At 65.8% G+C, this 18,137-nt stretch carries 11 protein-coding genes and 1 pseudogene; 4 read left to right on the top strand and 8 right to left on the bottom strand.

The genetic code is table 11. The annotated features are described in order from the left end of the window. Positions 1–11 precede the first annotated feature (11 nt). Positions 12–7,532 (bottom strand): non-ribosomal peptide synthetase, encoded by a 7,521-nt coding sequence (locus M5C96_RS04215; protein WP_272567378.1) that lies wholly within the window; start codon positions 7,530–7,532, stop codon positions 12–14. Positions 7,533–8,595: 1,063 nt separating this feature from the next. Between M5C96_RS04215 and M5C96_RS04210 the strand changes: the two are divergent. Then, a pseudogene (locus M5C96_RS04210) lies at positions 8,596–9,144 on the top strand (transposase); the annotation flags it as partial. Between the two features lie 64 nt (positions 9,145–9,208). Then, complete coding sequence (locus M5C96_RS04205) at positions 9,209–10,294, top strand: IS5 family transposase (RefSeq protein ID WP_272569564.1); 1,086 nt, start codon at positions 9,209–9,211, stop codon at positions 10,292–10,294. 131 nt (positions 10,295–10,425) lie between these two features. On the opposite strand, the gene M5C96_RS04200 is transcribed toward M5C96_RS04205, so the two are convergent. Beyond that, the gene (locus M5C96_RS04200) at positions 10,426–11,376 is read right to left on the bottom strand and encodes an IS5 family transposase (RefSeq protein WP_272563652.1); all 951 of its coding nucleotides are present in this window, start codon (positions 11,374–11,376) and stop codon (positions 10,426–10,428) included. Positions 11,377–11,427: 51 nt separating this feature from the next. Here M5C96_RS04200 and M5C96_RS04195 point away from each other — a divergent pair, with 51 nt between their 5' ends. Beyond that, the gene (locus M5C96_RS04195) at positions 11,428–11,880 is read left to right on the top strand and encodes an Lrp/AsnC family transcriptional regulator (RefSeq protein WP_272567377.1); all 453 of its coding nucleotides are present in this window, start codon (positions 11,428–11,430) and stop codon (positions 11,878–11,880) included. A 63-nt stretch (positions 11,881–11,943) separates the two neighbouring features. On the opposite strand, the gene M5C96_RS04190 is transcribed toward M5C96_RS04195, so the two are convergent. From M5C96_RS04190 to M5C96_RS04165, 6 genes are all read right to left on the bottom strand, one after another. After that, complete coding sequence (locus M5C96_RS04190) at positions 11,944–12,684, bottom strand: lysophospholipid acyltransferase family protein (RefSeq protein ID WP_272567376.1); 741 nt, start codon at positions 12,682–12,684, stop codon at positions 11,944–11,946. Between the two features lie 31 nt (positions 12,685–12,715). Beyond that, positions 12,716–14,017, bottom strand: a complete 1,302-nt coding sequence (locus tag M5C96_RS04185) for a dihydroorotase (protein WP_272567375.1) — start codon at positions 14,015–14,017, stop codon at positions 12,716–12,718. Positions 14,018–14,088: 71 nt separating this feature from the next. Continuing rightward, a complete protein-coding gene (locus M5C96_RS04180; protein WP_272567374.1) occupies positions 14,089–15,051 on the bottom strand; it encodes an aspartate carbamoyltransferase catalytic subunit in 963 nt (320 codons plus the stop codon). Positions 15,052–15,053: 2 nt separating this feature from the next. Next, positions 15,054–15,596, bottom strand: a complete 543-nt coding sequence (gene pyrR / locus M5C96_RS04175; RefSeq protein WP_272567373.1) for a bifunctional pyr operon transcriptional regulator/uracil phosphoribosyltransferase PyrR — start codon at positions 15,594–15,596, stop codon at positions 15,054–15,056. After that, on the bottom strand, positions 15,593–16,027 hold the full coding sequence (gene ruvX, locus M5C96_RS04170) for a Holliday junction resolvase RuvX (RefSeq protein ID WP_272567372.1): 435 nt from the start codon (positions 16,025–16,027) through the stop codon (positions 15,593–15,595). Before ruvX ends, pyrR begins: the two co-directional genes overlap by 4 nt. Continuing rightward, the gene (locus tag M5C96_RS04165; RefSeq protein WP_272567371.1) at positions 16,024–16,623 is read right to left on the bottom strand and encodes a YqgE/AlgH family protein; all 600 of its coding nucleotides are present in this window, start codon (positions 16,621–16,623) and stop codon (positions 16,024–16,026) included. The genes ruvX and M5C96_RS04165 overlap by 4 nt, the downstream gene beginning before the upstream one ends. A 21-nt stretch (positions 16,624–16,644) precedes the next feature. On the opposite strand from M5C96_RS04165, the gene M5C96_RS04160 reads away from it, so the two are divergent. Next, positions 16,645–18,117: a cryptochrome/photolyase family protein gene (locus M5C96_RS04160; protein ID WP_272567370.1), complete on the top strand. Its 1,473-nt coding sequence runs from the start codon at positions 16,645–16,647 to the stop codon at positions 18,115–18,117. Positions 18,118–18,137 lie beyond the last annotated feature (20 nt).

The raw sequence follows: 18,137 nt of genomic DNA, 5'->3' as shown, positions 1-18,137 counted from the left end.
TCCTCCTTCGTTCATGAAATGCTGGTTTCCAGGGCACGGTGTGCCTTGGCGTCGATACCCAGATCGACGAAATAGCGGTGCAGCAGATCGCGATTCACCGGGCGGATCGCCGCGCCGATGGATTCGAGCTGCGCGTGCGTCGCCGCGCCGCACACCTTCGGTGGCGTGGCCGATGCGTCGTAGCGGTCCAAAATCGCCAGCACGGCAGCCAAATCGCGGTCCTGGCCCTCGGCCAGCCGCACATGGGCACGCCGCAGCCAGGACTCCAGCGCCAACGGTTCCAGGTGCAGGCCAAGACGCTCGAACACCGGAGGAATGTCCCGCACCCGCAGCGGCGCCGGACTCATCAGGTGATACACCTGCCCCCAAGAAGATGCCCGGGCAGCCAGACCCAGGATGGCCCGCGCCACATCGTCCACCGGGGTCATGTTCAGAGGCAAGTCCATGTCGGGGATGGACTGCAGGTCCGCATACAGGTGTGCCACCCGCCAGATCAGGTCAGCGGCATTGCAAATCGCGTGATCGTGGTCACCGGTCACTGCACCGAGCCGGTAGATGGCCACCGGCATTCCCCGCGCCTGCGCTTCCCGGGCCAATGCGTCGGCGACCCACTTGCTCTGGCTGTAGCCGTCCACCAGGCCGTTCCAGGAAGGCAGCGCCGAACGCTCCGTGACCGTGCCACCGTCCTCGTTCTGGCCAATCACGGCCAGCGTCGAGACGTAATGCAGGGTCTTGGGTCGCCCTTGCGAAGTCCATTCGAGCAACGTGACCACGCTGTCCACATTGGGGCCCTTCAGGCTGGCATACGGATGCAGAAAGTCCACTTGCGCGGCACAGTGGTAAATGGCGTCGCAGCCATCGCGGACCTGTTGCACGGCGGCGTCATCCAACCCCAGTCGCGGTGCACCCAGATCGCCGGTGACCACCTGGATTCGCGCATCGTCCCAGAGGGCGCCCAGTTGCCGCTCGGCCATGGTGCGCTGCAAGCGCTGCCGCCCCTGCGCCTCGTCGGCAGCCCGCACATGGCAGAACACGCAAGCCGAGGTGTCACGCAACAGCGCAGCCAGCAGATGGCTTCCGACGAATCCGCTGGCCCCGGTGAGAAAAACGCGCGCCGGCACCAGGCTGGGTGCGGCGGCCTGGCCCTGGATGTGCTCCGGCAAATGGATCTCGCGCGCCAGATCCAGGGCTGCGCCGTCATCGCCGGCCTGGTCGATCCATTGGGCCAATTGCGCGATCGACGGGCGGTTGTAAACCTCGGCATGCGGGAAATCAGGGTGGATCTGGTCCCGGATCCGCATACCCAGTTGGATCGCCATCAGCGAATGACCACCGATTTCGAAGAAGTTGTCATGAATACCCACCCGCGGCAAATGCAGGATCTCAGCCCACAGCGCGGCCAAAGCGATTTCCGTGTCGGTGCGTGGCGCGGCGTAGGGCTGGTCGCCTGGCGCCTGAGGCACGGGCAGTGCCTTCCGGTCGAGCTTGCCACTCGAGTTGAGCGGCAATACCGCCAGTTGAACGAAAACCGAAGGCACCATGTACTCGGGCAGCGACAGCGCCAGATGGCTGCGCAGGTCGCCGGGGGCAAGCTCGCCCTCACCAGCGGCCACCACATAGGCCACCAGGCGCTTTTCGCCTGCCACGTCTTCGCGGGCAACCACCGCCGCCTGCGCGACCCAAGGGTGCTGGAGCAATGCCGACTCGATCTCTCCAGGCTCGATGCGCAGGCCGCGGATCTTCACCTGCTGGTCGGCACGGCCCAGGAAGTCCAGGCTGCCATCGGCACGCCAGCGCGCCAGATCGCCCGTGCGGTACATGCGGCTGCCTGGCCCGCCATGCGGATTGGCCACGAATCGCTCTGCGCTCAGCGCCGGGCGCCCCAGGTAGCCCCGCGCCAGGCCTGCCCCTGCGACGTACAAGTCGCCGGCCACGCCCGCGGGCACCGGCTGGAGGTCTCCGTCCAGCACGTACATATGCGTGTTGCAGATCGGTTGTCCGATCGATGGCACGGTCCCGGCCTGCATGGGCTCGCTCAGGCTCGCGCAGATCGTGGTCTCCGTCGGGCCGTAGGCATTGATCATGCGGCGCCCCGGCGCCCACTGCGCTGCGAGCGCGGGAGGACACACATCGCCGCCGACCACCAGCGTTCGAAGCGCTGGGAATTCGCCGGGCGGCACCGAGGCCAGCGCGGCAGGTGGAATCAGGGCATGGCTGATCGATTGGCGAACCAGCCCTTGCGCCAGATCCTGCCCCAGCCATGGCGCAGGCCCGGGCACCACCAGCGCCGCACCGACGTGAAAGGCCATTAGCAGGTCCATCACCGAAGCATCGAAACCACTGGAAGAAAACTGCAGCACGCGGGAATCCGGGCCGATCTCCATCCGCTCCGCCATGGAAGCGGCCAGGCTGTGAAGGCCTGCATGCGGCACCACGACGCCCTTCGGTGTCCCGGTGGAGCCCGACGTGTAGATGAGGTATGCCGCCTCCTGTGCGTGGGGGCCATCCTGGTGTCGCGCTCCGCCCGAACCGCCTGGACGGCTGTCCGACTGGATCGCCAGGGCCGCAACCGTCAGGTCGCTGTCAAGCGCCATGCAATGGGCCACCTCGCTCAGCCTCGGCAGCAGCGCTTCGTGCGTAAGGACGGCGGTGGGAGCGGCCTCTTGGAAGACCAACGCACTGCGTCCTGCCAGATGGTTCGGATCGAGGGGCAGGTAAGTCGCCCCAGCCTTGACGATGGCCAGGTGCGCCACGACCAGATCGAGCGAGCGCGGCAGCACCGTCGCGACGATGGCCCCCGCAGCCACGCCCCGTGTCTGCAACAGATGGGCCAGGCGGTTGGCCCGTGTGTCGAGCTCGCCATAGCTGACCGTGGTGTCATCCAGAACCACCGCAGGTGCGTGCGGACGCCGGCTGACGTGGCCCTCCACCATGGAGGCAATGGTCTTGGTGGCCAAAGGTCGTTCGGAGCCGCTCCACTCCCGCAGCAAGCGGCGGCGCTCCTCGGGATGCAGGATGTCGATGCGGCCCAGCGCCTCGTCCGGTGTGTCGCACGCCTGCTCCAGCCAGTGCGCCAGCCGGGCCGCCAGAGACTCCACCGTGGTCCTGTCGAACAGATCGGTGCTGTATTGAATGCCGCCGGAGATCCCGCCCGGAAGGCCATCGTGACGGCGTTGCTCCGTCAGGATGAAAGACAGGTCGAATTTGGCGGTGTCGACGGCCACAGGCTGCGGCGTGATCGACAGCCCCGGAAGGCTGAATGACAGCCGGCTGCTATTCTGAAATCCCAGCATGACCTGAAACAGCGGCAGATTGGACCGCGAGCGTCCCGGCCGCAGCAGTTCCACCAGGCGGTCGTAAGGAAAATCCTGGTTCGCGTAGGCCGCCAGATTGGTGGTGCGCACGCGCGCAATCAGTTCGCGAAACCCTGGCTGGCCCGATATATCGGTACGCAAAACGAGCGTGTTCACGAAACAGCCGATCAGCCCATCGAGGGCATGATCGCTGCGCCCCGCGACCGGGCTGCCGATCACGATGTCGTCGCCCGCCCCCAGGCGGCTCAGCAACGCGGCCAGGGCAGCCTGCAGCACCATGAATAGGCTGGCTTGCCCGTCTCGGGCCAACTGCAGCATGCGTTCATGGACCGCAGCCGGTATGTGCAGTGGGACTACGTCGCCACGGTGGCTGGGCACCAGGGGGCGCGGACGGTCCATAGGCAATGCCATTTGCTCAGGCAGGTCGCGCAACGCGTCATGCCAGAACCCGCGCTGCCGGCCGGCCAGACTGTCGGGATCGTCTTCGCTGCCCAGCAGCGCCTGCAGCCAAAGTGCGTAGTCGGCGTACTGCAGCGGCAGCGGCTCCCAATCCGGAGTCTGGCCGCTGCAACGCGCGGCGTAGGCCACGCTCAAGTCCCGCGCCAATGGCAGCAGTGAAGCACCATCGCCTGCGATGTGGTGGGTGAGCAGCAACAGCACATGCTCGTCCTCGGCCAGCCGGAACAGCGAGACCCGCAAAGGCATCGAATGGCACAGGTCGAAGGCGTGGCGGGCCGCCGCGTGCAACTGCGCAGTCAAATCGTCTTCGCAGGCCTCCGCCTCGATCACGGGTGGGTGGGCTTCGGCACCATCAAGGATCTGCTGGTATGGCAGTCCCGCCTCATGCGGGTAGATCGTGCGCAAACTCTCATGGCGCTGCACCAGATCACCCAGGGCGACGTGCAGCGCCACGCGATCGAGCAGGCCGGACAAGCGCAACGCCAGGGGCATGTTGTAGGCCGGATTGGCGCCGTCCAGCTGGTTCATGAGCCATAAGCGACGTTGTGCGGACGACAGCGGAATCCGCGCCGGGCGGGGCATCGGTGCCAGGCGCGGCCGCGCTACCGCCTCCTGGTCCAGCCGCTCCGCCAGCCCCGCAATGGTGGAGACCTGGAACAGGGTGTCCAGGGGAAGATCGATCATGAACTGCTGCCGGATCATCGAGATCAACTGCACGATCATCAGAGAATGCCCGCCCAACTCGAAGAAGTTGTCGTGAATGCCGACACGGGGCAAATGCAGTGTCTCGGCCCACAGGTCCGCAAGTGCCTTTTCCGTTGGTGTGCGCGGTGCCGCATAGGCAACGGCGCTCTGCACTTCGGGTGCAGGCAGAGCCTTTCGGTCGAGCTTGCCACTCGGACCGAGCGGCAAGGCCGCCAGTTGAACGAAGGCCGAAGGCACCATGTACTCAGGCAGAGACAGCGCCAGATGGCTGCGCAGCTCACCGGGGGCAAGCTCGCCTTCACCGGCGGACACCACATAGGCCACCAGGCGCTTTTCGCCTGCCACATCCTCACGGGCAATCACCGTCGCCTGCGCGACCCAAGGGTGCTGCAGCAATGCCGACTCGATCTCTCCCGGTTCGATGCGCAGGCCGCGGATCTTCACCTGATGGTCGGCTCGGCCCAGGAAGTCCAGGCTGCCGTCAGCGCGCCAGCGCGCCAGATCGCCCGTGCGGTACATGCGGCTGCCCAGCCCGCCATGAGGATTGGCCACGAAGCGCTCTGCGCTCAGCACCGGGCGACCCAGGTAGCCTCGCGCCAGGCCCGTTCCCGCGATGTACAACTCGCCCGTCATCCCCACGGGCACGGGCTGCAGGCCACTGTCCAGCACCACCATTTGCGTGTTCCAGATGGGGCGGCCAATGGGCACGCCCTCCGCCCCCGGCTCCACTAGCACTAGCGGCGTGCTTGGGCAGGCCCATGCGGTCACATCGACAGCCGCCTCCGTAGGGCCGTACAAGTTGTGCAGTTCGCACCCCAACTGCTGGTGAAATTTGCGCGCCAGCGCAGACGACAGCGCCTCGCCGCTGCAAATCACTCGCCGAAGGCTGGAACAGGCGGAGGCGGCCGGCTCCAGCAGGAAGACCTCCAGCATCGAGGGCACGAAATGCAAGGTGGTGATGCCTTCGCGAACGATGAGCTCGGCCAAGTACGCTGCATCCTTATGCCCACCCGGCTTGGCAAGCACCAGCGTGGCGCCGTCGATCAGGGGCCAGAAGAATTCCCACACCGAAACATCGAAGCTGGAGGGGGTCTTCTGCAACACGCGGTCATCGGCTTGCAGGCCATAGTGGTCCTGCATCCACCGGAGCCGGTTGACAATGGCGCGGTGCGAGACGGCGACCCCTTTCGGATTTCCGGTCGATCCAGACGTGTAGATCACATAGGCCGGCTGCGCGGTATCGAGCGTTCTCAGCGGCCCGGGACGGGTCTCGGGATGGCTGCCCAGTTCGTCGATGGTTTCCGGGCCGTCGAGCAGCACGAACGACACCGGCGCGGGCAATGTCTGCGCCAGCGCCTGCGTAGTGACTAGGCATACCGGCCGGGCATCGCCGAGCATGTAGGCAATGCGATCTGCTGGAAAATCCGGATCGACCGGCAAGTAGGCCGCCCCGGTTTTCAGAATGGCCAGCAAAGCCACCATGAGATCCAGCGACCGCGGCACGGCGATCGCCACAACGCGCTCCGGCCCCGCGCCACGCGCACGCAGCAGGTGCGCCAGCCGATTCGCCCTTTGGTCCAGTTCACCACGGCTCAGCGCCTGGTCCTCGAACCGCAAGGCAATGGCTTGGGGATCGGCCAGCAAGCCGGCGTCGATGCAGGTGGAAAGGTGAGTGTCGGGCACCGCGCGCTCTGTGTCGTTCCAGCCCACCAGCACCTGTTGGCGCTCCTGGACGCTCAGCAGTTCGACGCGGCCGATGGCCTGATCCGGCCACTCGATCACTGCCGCTATGAGCGTCAGCAGCCGCCGCTGGTGATCGGCCAACGTCTGTGCGGTGTACAGCGCGGGATTCGCATCGAAATCGATCTGCAGATCTTGACCATTGCCGCGCTCGTATAGAAAGATGCCCAGATCCTCTGCCGTTCCGTTGGAAAGATTGCGTGGTTTGGCCACGTGCCCCGCAAAACGGAAGTCGTAGTCGAAAGGCTCCACATTGACGACCGTCGTGAATAGTTGTCGATGGTTCAGTAGAAGATTCAAATCACCGCGCAGGGTCTCGTATCGGTAGCACTGGTGTCGCAGAATCTGGCGCATCTGGCGCCCCACTTCGCGAACGAGCTCAGGGAAGGACAGGTCAGGGCGCATCGACAGGCGCAGTGGCAATGCATTCGCCACCATGGCAGGCACCCGCCGCATGCGCTCGTTGTGCCGCGCAGTGACCGGGATGCCGATCACCATGTCTTCTACCCCCGTCGCGCGGTAGAGGTAAGCGGCTGTCGTGGCGATCAGGATCTGAGGCAGCGTGCTTCCCCAGTCCTGACCGATGGCCTGCAGCGCTTGAACGCTGGCAGCCGGCAAGTGCACGGTCTGGCGCAGGAGGCCGCCGATGTTCACCGACTGGCGCGACGCGAGGGTCAAAGGCTCCGGCACGTCAGCAAAGCGCTCCATCCAGTATTGGCGGTCTCTCGGAAACCGACCGGATTCACGGTAAGCGCGCTCCTCTTCGGCCAACTGTGCCATCGGCGCAAGTCGCGAAGCTTCAGGAACGACGCTCCCCTGCGCCAGCGCCGTATAGAGATCCGCAATGCGCCGTGCCACTAGGCCACCACCGAAACCATCCAGCAAAATATGGTGGCTGCGCTGATAGCAAACATGCTTTCCTGGTGCGAGCCGGATGAGCGCACAGAGCCACAGCTGCCCTGATGCCAGTTCCGCCCGATGGCTGAAATCGGCCTGCATCCAAGCCTGCGCCGCAGCCATCGGGTCGGCCTCGCCACTGAAATCGAGGAAAGGAAGGTCCCCAGTGAAGGTCGGTGCAAGCACCTGCGTCGGGCCGTGCCCCGCATCGACGAAGTGGAGCCGCGTGGCCTCGGCTTCGTGGGTGACTCGGCGCACAGCCTCGGCGAACAATGCGGGATCGATGTCTCCCTCGATGTCGATGGCCTCAGCCAAGTTGAAGTTGGTGTCTGCCGAAGCGAACTGAGCCCCCAGCCACATGGCCATCTGGCCTGCCATGAGTTGGATGGAACCACCGGATTGATCGACCGTGCTCATGCAATTCTCCCTGTCGTATGGACGAAATTCAACATCCGCACCTGTACGGGCACGGACGTATGTCGCTCTTGAAATCGGTACTGGCAGGCTCGGACGAGCCTGGGACAGATCTGCCCGGCCAGGAATGGCAGGGCGTGGAAGTGCAGGCATCGCACGGCCTTGAAGGCCGCGCCTGCGCACTCAGTCGACGGTAGAGATCACGGGGAAAAGATCTTCACCGTTGCTTCTGAAACCGGATGAATGCCCAGGCCATCCGGCCTGTGCCCTGCCGCATGACGGAGCAGTGGCGCATTGCAGAGGCGTGGCGCAGAAGGCATCCGCGCAGCAAATGCACCGAAGGAACGAAAGCGTTTGCGCGCATGGAGGCGCTGGTAGGCGGTACAAGGACAAGCCCTGCCCGGGCTCGTTGGTGGGAATACCCTTTGGTGCTCGGCGTCGCTTGCTTCGGCACATGCCCGCAGTTGCAGGCCGAGCCCCTCGGCAACTTGGATGCGCATGCAATGACGCGCCCTCCGAATCACACCTTTGCTCGGCATGCACCCTCTCCATTGATTCAATGACATGAATCCCTCTCTTCCCTATCCATTACGGCTGTTTATTTTGAGCCGAGACATTTATTTTCAAAAAAGTCTATTAGGGATGCACTATCGCAATACAAGGGTTTACCCTTATTATTCAAACAATGAATAAAACACTCAGCAGCAATTCCACAAAAAATAATTACCAATAGAAAAAGATGATGAGCAATCACTATTCGTTTGGTCACCCTGAACCTGAACATAGCCCATCAGCGCTCCCAAGCAAGAGGCAGACTCCCTTCTGCGCGCAATCAATACTTCAAAACTCAAAGTATTTTTTACTTGAAGTATCGATAAATATTTGAGATCCTTGATTTACATAGCTACAAAGACTTTTTTATCAACAACTAGTGGTGTGAACCGGCGCTGTTGCACAAATCGAATTGCAGACGGCATGACCCCAACCCCAGACGGACCTATGGGAACCTCTCAAAACCCATCCGGTCCCTTGTTGATCGAGAATGCGTGCTCCATCCTTTGCCATGATCACTCCCCGTAGCGCCCTGAAGTTCGACCTGTTCGCTGAGGCCTCGCGCCAACACAAGAGAGATGAGGTGGGCGATCCGCTGCAGGTGATCGCGCGGCACATCGACTTCGCAGAACTGGCCCGGCTGGTGGATGCCTTGATCGAACGCGGGGGTGGCCGCCGGGGCGGTCGGCCCGCCTACCCCACCGAGGTGATGGTGCGCATCCTGGTGTTGAAGCGGCTGTACAACCTGTCCGATGAGCAGATGGAGTATCAGTTGCTGGACCGGGGGAGCTACCAGCGGTTTTGCCTGTTGCAGGATGCGATGAACGTGCCGGACCGCAACACGATCTGGCGCTTTGGCGAGCGCCTTGGCGTGGGCGGGGCAACGGCCTTGTTCCAGGGGGTGGATGCCCAACTGCAGCGCCACGGCTACATCGCCCGGGGCGGGCAGGCCATTGATGCCACGCTGGTGCCCGCGCCCCGACAGCACATCGGCCAGCAGGAGCGGCGAACGCTGGCACAAGGCGGGCAGCCGGACTGGAGCCAAGCGCGACGCAGGCAAAAGGGAACCTCTCAAAACCCATCCGGTCCCTTGTTGATCGAGAATGCGTGCTCCATCCTTTGCCATGATCACTCCCCGTAGCGCCCTGAAGTTCGACCTGTTCGCTGAGGCCTCGCGCCAACACAAGAGAGATGAGGTGGGCGATCCGCTGCAGGTGATCGCGCGGCACATCGACTTCGCAGAACTGGCCCGGCTGGTGGATGCCTTGATCGAACGCGGGGGTGGCCGCCGGGGCGGTCGGCCCGCCTACCCCACCGAGGTGATGGTGCGCATCCTGGTGTTGAAGCGGCTGTACAACCTGTCCGATGAGCAGATGGAGTATCAGTTGCTGGACCGGGGGAGCTACCAGCGGTTTTGCCTGTTGCAGGATGCGATGAACGTGCCGGACCGCAACACGATCTGGCGCTTTGGCGAGCGCCTTGGCGTGGGCGGGGCAACGGCCTTGTTCCAGGGGGTGGATGCCCAACTGCAGCGCCACGGCTACATCGCCCGGGGCGGGCAGGCCATTGATGCCACGCTGGTGCCCGCGCCCCGACAGCACATCGGCCAGCAGGAGCGGCGAACGCTGGCACAAGGCGGGCAGCCGGACTGGAGCCAAGCGCGACGCAGGCAAAAGGATGTGGAGGCCACGCACACGAAGAAGCACGGCAAAAGCCACTTCGGCTACAAGCTCAGCGTGAGCGTGGACCTCAAGCACGGCTTCATCCGCCGCCTCGCCACGGGCACGGCCAGCGAGCACGACGGGCACCACTTCGATGAGGTGCTGGACATGCACAACACCGGGCGGGCAGTGCATGCGGACAAAGCCTACCCGAGCCGCCAAAGGTGCCAGATGCTGAAAGTGCTGGGATTCGTGGATGCGATGCAGCGCCGTGCGCAGGCGGGCCGACCACAGAGCGAATGCCAGAAGGGGCGCAACCAGCGCATCGCAAAGAAACGAGCCAAGGTGGAGCACGTGTTCGCCGGTATCCGCCACCTGGGGGGCAAGTTCGTGCGCACCATCGGACAGGCGCGCGCCACGGTGGGGATGACGATGATGGCCGCCTGCTACAACATGAAGCGACTGGCCTGGTTCCTGCATCGGGGCGTGGATGCTTTCTTCAAGCCCGCCACTGGCAAGGCACAAGTGCGCCTGCAAACGGTGAAAGCCTGAGCCACCGGGCCTGCAAGGCCCCTCATGCACCCAGGCGCAGACCGTTGCTGGGCCTCATCACGCTCAAACGGCTACTGGCGCCCACTCCTCCCTATTCGGATTCGTCAAACATGGGGTTGTGAGAGGCTCCCCTATGCCACAGCAGTCACCGACACGGTGTGAGGACGGCCGATCTGACTGAACCGATTGAGCAAGGCCACGCGGACATGCAGCTCCACAACCTGGCGGTCGAACGTGCGCGCGATCACCCGTTCGCCCAGTCGCTTGAAGCAGTGCATCTTCGTCTCCACAAGGCTGCGCCGGTGGTAGCCGCTCCACTTCTTCCAAATGCCGCGACCCAGGCGCTGGCACGCCCGAATGGCCTCATTACGATGCGCCGAGCCCGGACTCGACTTCTTCCAATGGCTGGCGTTCTTGCGGGGCGGGATCACCGCCATCGCGTGCCGCTCGGCAATGGCGTCCAGGCAGGCGCGCGTGTCGTAGGCGCCATCGGCACTGACGCTTTCGATGGATTCGTCAGTGGGAATCTGAGCCAGCAACCCGGGCAACATCGGCGCATCCCCAATGGCGTTGCTGGTCACCTCGATGGCGCGTATTTCCAGCGTCTGCGCGTCGATGCCCAGATGGACCTTGCGCCATTCGCGCCGGTATTCAGCACCATGCTTCTTGCGTTTCCACTCTCCTTCGCCCAGGAACTTGATGCCGGTGCTGTCCACCAGCAACTGCAGCGGCGAGTTGGTTCGCTGGTAGCTCAGTTCGACCTGCAAGGTCTTTTGGCGCCGGCAAACAGTGCTGAAGTCAGGTACCGGCCAGTCCAGCTTTGCCAGCCGCAGCAGGCTCTGCACCATGCCCAGCGCCTGTCGCAAGGGCTGGCCGAACAGGCACTTGATGCTCAGGCAGAACTGGATTGCTGCGTCCGAGAAGGTTCGGCTGCGTCCACGCCTGCCGGTCGGCGTGCCAAACCACTGCATGCCCTCATCTAGCCACATCGTCAACGAGCCTCGCGCTTTCAGCGCCGCGTTGTACGCCTTCCAGTTCGTCGTGCGGTACTTGCTCCGCTGCCTGTTCTTCGTCTCTGTCACGCAGTCAGTCTACGGGCATCAGCATCGCGATTTGTGCAACAAAGCCATAATATGGACAACATTGATCGGAATCTGTTGAGCGCCTTGCACGAAGACGCCAAGACCACCGTGAAAGCGCTCAGCGAGCGGGTCGGCATGTCTCAGCCCAGCTGCGCCGAACGGATCAAGCGACTGATCGACCAGGGAGTGATCGAGAAATTTTCGATCCAGGTGTCGCCCAAGGCCATTGGGTTTCCGATTGCAGCGATCGTCCGGGTTCGCCCGCTGCCCGGAGAGCTATCCCGGGTCGAGCAGGTGATTCGTGAAATCGACGAAGTCGTGCAATGCGACAAGGTCACTGGCGACGACGCATTCTTCTGCCGGCTTTATTTGCGCGACATCGAAGCGCTGGACCCTTGCCTGGGCAAGCTCGCGCCGTATGCCACGACGAGCACGTCCATCGTGAAGTCCACGCAGATCGCCAACCGGCTCCTGCCGCTGGAAGACCCTGCCCGCACCCATTGACACGGATACCGGCGCAGCGGCGCCGATGGCTGCGATGCCGGGCGGGCATGCCCGGGACGCGGTTCAGGGGCGGCGCAGGGCGTCCACGGCGTGGCGCAGATCGTCGGCCCAGGCGCGGCGGTCGCGGCCCTGCGCCTGCTGCAGCGTGCCGTAATGCACCACCGCCACCAAGGCGTCTGCGGTCAAGGTGCGCCACAGGGAGCCGACCAGGGTGTCGTCGCCCACATAGTTGGGCGCGGTGGTCGGCGCGCCGGTGGCGCGCTCCACGAAACACAGGCCCACCGGCTGCACGGGCGCATCGGCGGCCACGGCAGCCTGCAGCAGGTTGGCGTGGAACGGCAGCAGCGCGGTGCCATCGGCCGTGGTGCCTTCGGGAAACACGGCCAGCACCTCGCGGCGCGCCAGCGCTTCCTGCATCAGCCGGACCATGCGCACAGCATCGCGGCGCGAACTGCGCTCCAGGTAGAGCGTGCCGGCCGCCGTGGCGAGCGTGCCCACCAGCGGCCAGCCCTTGACGTCGGACTTGGAGATGAAACGGCAATGCCGCGCGGCATGCATGACGGTGATGTCGAGCCAGGACAGGTGGTTGGCCACCAGCAGCACCGGGCCATGGGGCGCGGGCGCGCCGCGCACGTCGAGGGTGATGCCGGCGTGCACCAGCATTTGCCGCGACCAGGCCTGCACGCGCGCGTGCTGCTCGCTTTCCGGCATGCGGGGAAACCGCAGCGCCACGGTGCCCAGCCCGGTCACCAGATGCGCCAGCACGCGCACCAGGCGCCATGCGGCGCGGACCTGGCGCTTCATGCCGCGGGCCCGGTGGCGGCGGTGCGCACGCTCACTCGCTGCCGCGCTCGAAGGCGATCTGCCCGCCCACCAGGGTGCAGCGCACGCGGCCGGGCAGTTCGTAGCCGGAGAACGGCGTGTGCTTGCCCTGGCTGCGCAGCGCACCGGCCTCCACGGTCCAGGCCGCGGCGGGATCGACCACGCACAGGTCGGCCACGCCGCCTTCCACGATCTGGCCCACGCTGGCCTGCAGCGTGCCCAGGGCGCTGCCCAGCACGCGCGCGGGTTCCGACGTGACGGTGGCCAGCGCACGCGCCAGCGGCACGCCGTGGTCGGCGGACCACTTGAGGGCGATGCCCAGCAGCAGTTCGAGCCCGGTCGCGCCCGGCTCGGCCTCGGCGAACGGCAGGGTCTTGGCGTCTTCATCCACCGGGGTGTGATCGGACACCAGTGCATCGATGGTGCCGTCGGCCAGCGCGGCCAGGAGGGCGTCGCGGTCGCGCTGCTGGCGCAGCGGGGGCGACAGGCGGGCGCGGCTGTCGAAGAAGCCGATGTCGGTGTCGGTGAGCAGCAGGGAGTTGATGCTCACGTCGCAGGTCACCTTCAGGCCCTCGGCCTTGGCGCGGCGCACCAGTTCCACGCCCGCGGCGCTGCTGATGCGGCACAGGTGCACGCGTGCGCCCGTGGTCTTGAGCAGCTCAAAGATGGTGTGCAGCGCGATGGTCTCGGCCGCCACGGGCACGCCCGACAGGCCCAGGCGCGTGGCCAGCGGCCCGCTGGCCGCCACGCCGCGCCCCAAATGCAGCTCCTGCGGGCGCAGCCACACCGTGTAGCCGAACGTGGCGGCGTACTGCAGCGCGCGCTGCGTGACCTGGGTGCTGGCCAGCGGCACGTCGGCCTGGCCGAAGCCCACGCAGCCGGATTCGGTCAGCTCGGCCATTTCGGTCAGCACCTCGCCGGCCAGGCCGCGCGTGAGGGCGCCCAGCGGAAACAGGCGCGCCTGGTGCAGCTTCTCGGCGCGGAACTTGAGCATCTCCACCAGGCCGGGCTCGTCCAGCACGGGGTCGGTGTCGGGTGGGCATACGAGGCTGGTCACGCCGCCGGCCACGGCCGCCGCCATTTCGGATTCGAGCATGCCCTCGTGCTCGTGGCCCGGCTCGCGCAGCCGCGCCGCCAGGTCCACCAGCCCGGGCAGCACGATGCAGCCGGTGGCGTCGATCACGCGGTTGGGCGTGAAGTCGCGGGGCACCCGCTGCACGGCGATGACCCGCCCCGCGGCCAGCGCGATGTCGCCGGTCTGGTCGAGGCCGCTGGCAGGGTCGATCACGCGGCCGTTCTGGATCAGTATCTTCATGGTTTTAAGCAAAAAAGGCCGCCAGTGCAGATATCACTAGGGCATATAGCTATAAATTTCATAGCAGACGATCACGCCTCGTTGCCAGCGACGATCGACATCACCGCCATGCGCACCGCGATGCCGAAGGTGACCTGCGGCAGGATCACGCTCTGCTTGCCGTCCACCACGGCGGAGTCGATCTCCACGCCGCGGTTGATGGGGCCTGGGTGCATGACGATGGCATCGGGCTTGGCCAGCTGCAGCTTCTCGGGCGTGAGGCCGAAGCTCTTGAAGTATTCCTGGCTGGACGGCAGCAGCGCGCCGCTCATGCGCTCGTTCTGCAGGCGCAGCATGATGACCACGTCGGCGTCCTTGATGCCCTCCTCCAGCGTGTGGCACACGCGCACGCCCATCTGGGCCATGTCGGTCGGCACCAGCGTGCGCGGGCCCACCACACGCACCTCGGCGCAACCGAGCGTGGTGAGGCCGTGGATGTCGGAGCGGGCCACGCGCGAATGCAGCACGTCGCCCACGATGGCCACCGTGAGGTTGCTGAAATCCTTCTTGTAGTGGCGGATGGTGTACATGTCCAGCAGCCCCTGGGTGGGGTGGGCATGCCGGCCATCGCCCGCATTGATGACGTGCACGTGCGGCGCCACGTGCTGCGCGATGAGGTAGGGCGCGCCCGATTCGCTGTGCCGCACCACGAACAGGTCGGCGGCCATCGCCGAGAGGTTGGCGATGGTGTCCAGCAGCGACTCGCCTTTGCTGGCCGAGCTGCGCGCGATGTCCAGGTTGATCACGTCGGCCGACAGGCGCTTGGCGGCGATCTCGAAGGTGGTGCGGGTGCGCGTGCTGTTTTCGAAGAACAGGTTGAACACGCTCTTGCCGCGCAGCAGCGGCACCTTCTTGACCTCACGGTCATTCACCGACACGAAGTTGGCCGCGGTGTCGAGGATGTGCGTGACGATGCTCTTGGGCAGGCCCTCGATGGACAGCAGGTGGATCAGCTCGCCGTTGGCGTTCAGTTGGGGATTGCGCTTGTACAGCACCGTCAGGCCTCTTGGACTTGGAAGTGGAAGGTGCCGGCCTCGGTTCGGGCCAGCGCCAGCGATTGCGTGTCTGGCAGCGCCACGCGGGCGGCGGCGAACTCGGCCTGCACCGGCAGTTCGCGCCCGCCCCGGTCCACCAGCACGGCCAGCCGCACGCTGGCGGGGCGGCCGTAGTCGAACAGTTCGTTGAGCACCGCGCGGATGGTGCGGCCGGTGTAGAGCACGTCGTCCAGCAGCAGGATGTCGGCGCCGTTCACGTCGAAGGGCAGCGCCGTCTGCGCGCTCACCGCCATGCCGCGCTGCGAGAAATCGTCGCGGTGCATGGCCGACGACAGCACGCCCGCCTCACCGGGCAGGCCCAGGTCCTTTTGCAGCCGCTCGGCCAGCCAGGCGCCACCCGAGGCGATGCCCGCCAGCTGGGTGTTGGCGGTGCGCAGGCTGCGCACGCCGCGCAGCAGCTCGCGGTACAGCGCTTCGGCGTCGAGCGCGAGGGTGCCCGGGGTGGGCGGTGAAGGCGTGGGTGAAGTCGGAGGCGTGGCACTCATGGAAGATTCCTCAAAAACTGCTCCAGGATGATGCAGGCGGAGGCGGCGTCGGCATCGCGGGCGCCGGTCGAATGCGCCTCGGTGGTGCTGTAGCGCTCGTCCACCTCGAACACCTGCAGGCCGAAACGCCCGCGCAGCTGGCGCGCGAACTTGAGCGAGCGCGCGGTGTTCTCGTGGCTCGCGCCGTCGGGGTGGTAGGGCACGCCGATGACCAGCGCATCGGGCTGCCATTCGCGGATGCGCTCGGCCACCTGCGCGAAGCGGGCATCGCCTTCGGCGCGGATGGTGGCCTGGGGGGTGGCAGTGCGCAGCAGGCGCGAACCCACCGCGACCCCGGTGCGCTTGAGACCGAAGTCAAGCGCCAGAAAACTCTGGAAATGCGCGGGGACGGCCAGCGGGGCGGTGGGAGCGGCGGCGGGCGTGCCGCTCATGCATGCCCCGCGTCGGGCGAGAGCATCCAGGACTGCAGCCCCAGCAGGCCCAGGGCGCGGTCGTAGCGCTCGCCCACCGGGGTGTCGAAGATCACCGACAGGTCGGCGCCCACGGTCAGCCAGCTGTTCTCGGCCAGTTCGGATTCGAGCTGCCCCTCGCCCCAGGACGAGTAGCCCAGGGTGACCAGCACCCGGCGCGGGCCGGCGCCGGTGGACAGGGCCTCGAGCACGTCCTTGGAGGTGGTCATCTCCAGCCCGCCCGGAATGGTCATGGTGGAGGCATAGGCCGATTCGTCGGTGTCCACGCTGTCGGTCAGCATGGGTTCGTGCAGCACGAAGCCGCGCTCGGTCTGGACCGGGCCGCCCTGGAAGACGGGCTCCTGGGACAGGTCGGCGCGGCGCAGCGACAGATCGACCTTGTCGAACAGCCCCTTGAGGCTGATGTCGGAGGGTTTGTTGATGATGAGGCCGAGCGCACCACGCTCGCTGTGTTCGCACAGGTACACGACGCTGCGGGCAAACGACGCGTCTTCCAGTCCCGGCATGGCGATCAAGAAATGGTGCGTCAGGTTCATGGGCGCAGAATCGGCAGGCATTTGGCAATTTTAACGACGATCATGGAGCACACCTTTTCATCGGGCCTTGTCTGGTTCCGCCGCGACCTGCGCAGCAACGACCACGCCGCCCTGTACCACGCCCTGCGCCAGTGCGCGCAGGTGCATTGCGCCTTCGTTTTCGACCGCGAGATCCTCGGCGCCCTGCCCCGCGCGGACCGGCGCGTGGAGTTCATCCGCGAATCCCTGGTGGAACTGGATGAAGCCCTGCGGGCGCTCTCCAAGGACTCGCATGGCGGCCTGATCATGCGCCATGCCATCGCCCTCCAGGACATTCCCGCGCTCGCCCAGGCACTGGACGTGCAGGCGGTGTTCGCCAACCACGACGACGAGCCGCTGGCACTCGAACGCGATGCACGCGTGCGCGGCGCCCTGGATGGCATGGGCAAGCGCCTGCTCACCTTCAAGGACCACAGCATCTTCGAACGCGCCGAGGTGCTGACCCAGTCCGGCACGCCCTACACCGTGTTCACGCCCTACAAGAATGCGTGGCTGCGCAAGGCCGACGATTTCTACCTCAGCTCCTACCCCGTCGAGCGCCACGCCGCCCGGCTGGCCCCGCGGCCCGCGGGCCTGCGCCGCGGGGTGCCGTCGCTGCAGTCGCTGGGGTTCGAGCCCACGGGCCTGAAGTCGCTGCACCTGCCCACGGGCATGCAGGGCGCGCAGGCCCTGTTCGAGGACTTCCTCGGCCGCATCGACCACTACGGCGAGGCCCGCGACTTCCCGGCGGTGAAGGGCCCGAGCTACCTGAGCGTGCACCTGCGCTTCGGCACGCTGTCGCCCCGGGTGGCCGCACGCGCGGCGCACGAACGCAGCCGCAAAGGCAGTGCCGGGGCCGCCATCTGGCTGAGCGAGCTGATCTGGCGCGACTTCTACTTCCAGATCCTCGCCCACCACCCCCACGTGGCGGGCGCGAGCTTCAAGCCGGCCTACGATGCGATCGAATGGGAAAGCGGCACCCACGCCAAAGCCCTGTTCGCTGCGTGGTGCGAGGGCCGCACGGGCTACCCACTGGTCGATGCCGCCATGGCGCAGATCAACCAGACGGGCTACATGCACAACCGCCTGCGCATGGTGGTGGCCAGCTTCCTCACCAAGGACATGGGACTCGACTGGCGCTGGGGCGAGCGCTACTTTGCCGAGAAGCTGAACGACTTCGACCTGTCGGCCAACAACGGCGGCTGGCAATGGGCCAGCTCCAGCGGCTGCGACGCCCAGCCCTACTTTCGCATCTTCAACCCCGTGAGCCAGAGCGAGAAGTTCGATCGGGACGGCAAGTTCATCCGCCGCTATCTGCCGCAACTGGCGGGCCTGCAGGGCAAGGCGCTGCATGCGCCCTGGACAGTGCCCCCCCTGGAGCTGCAGGCGGCGGGCGTGGTGCTGGGCAAGGACTACCCCCGCCCGGTGGTGGACCATGACGAGGCGCGGCAACGCACGCTCGCGCGGTACGGGGTGGTCAAGGCCGCAAAGGACTGACCCGGCGGCGGCGAATGCCG

Origin of the sequence: Acidovorax sp. GBBC 1281, from assembly GCF_028473645.1 — a bacterium.
Classification (GTDB): domain Bacteria; phylum Pseudomonadota; class Gammaproteobacteria; order Burkholderiales; family Burkholderiaceae_C; genus Paracidovorax.
This window is presented reverse-complemented; position numbering and strand designations above follow the sequence as displayed.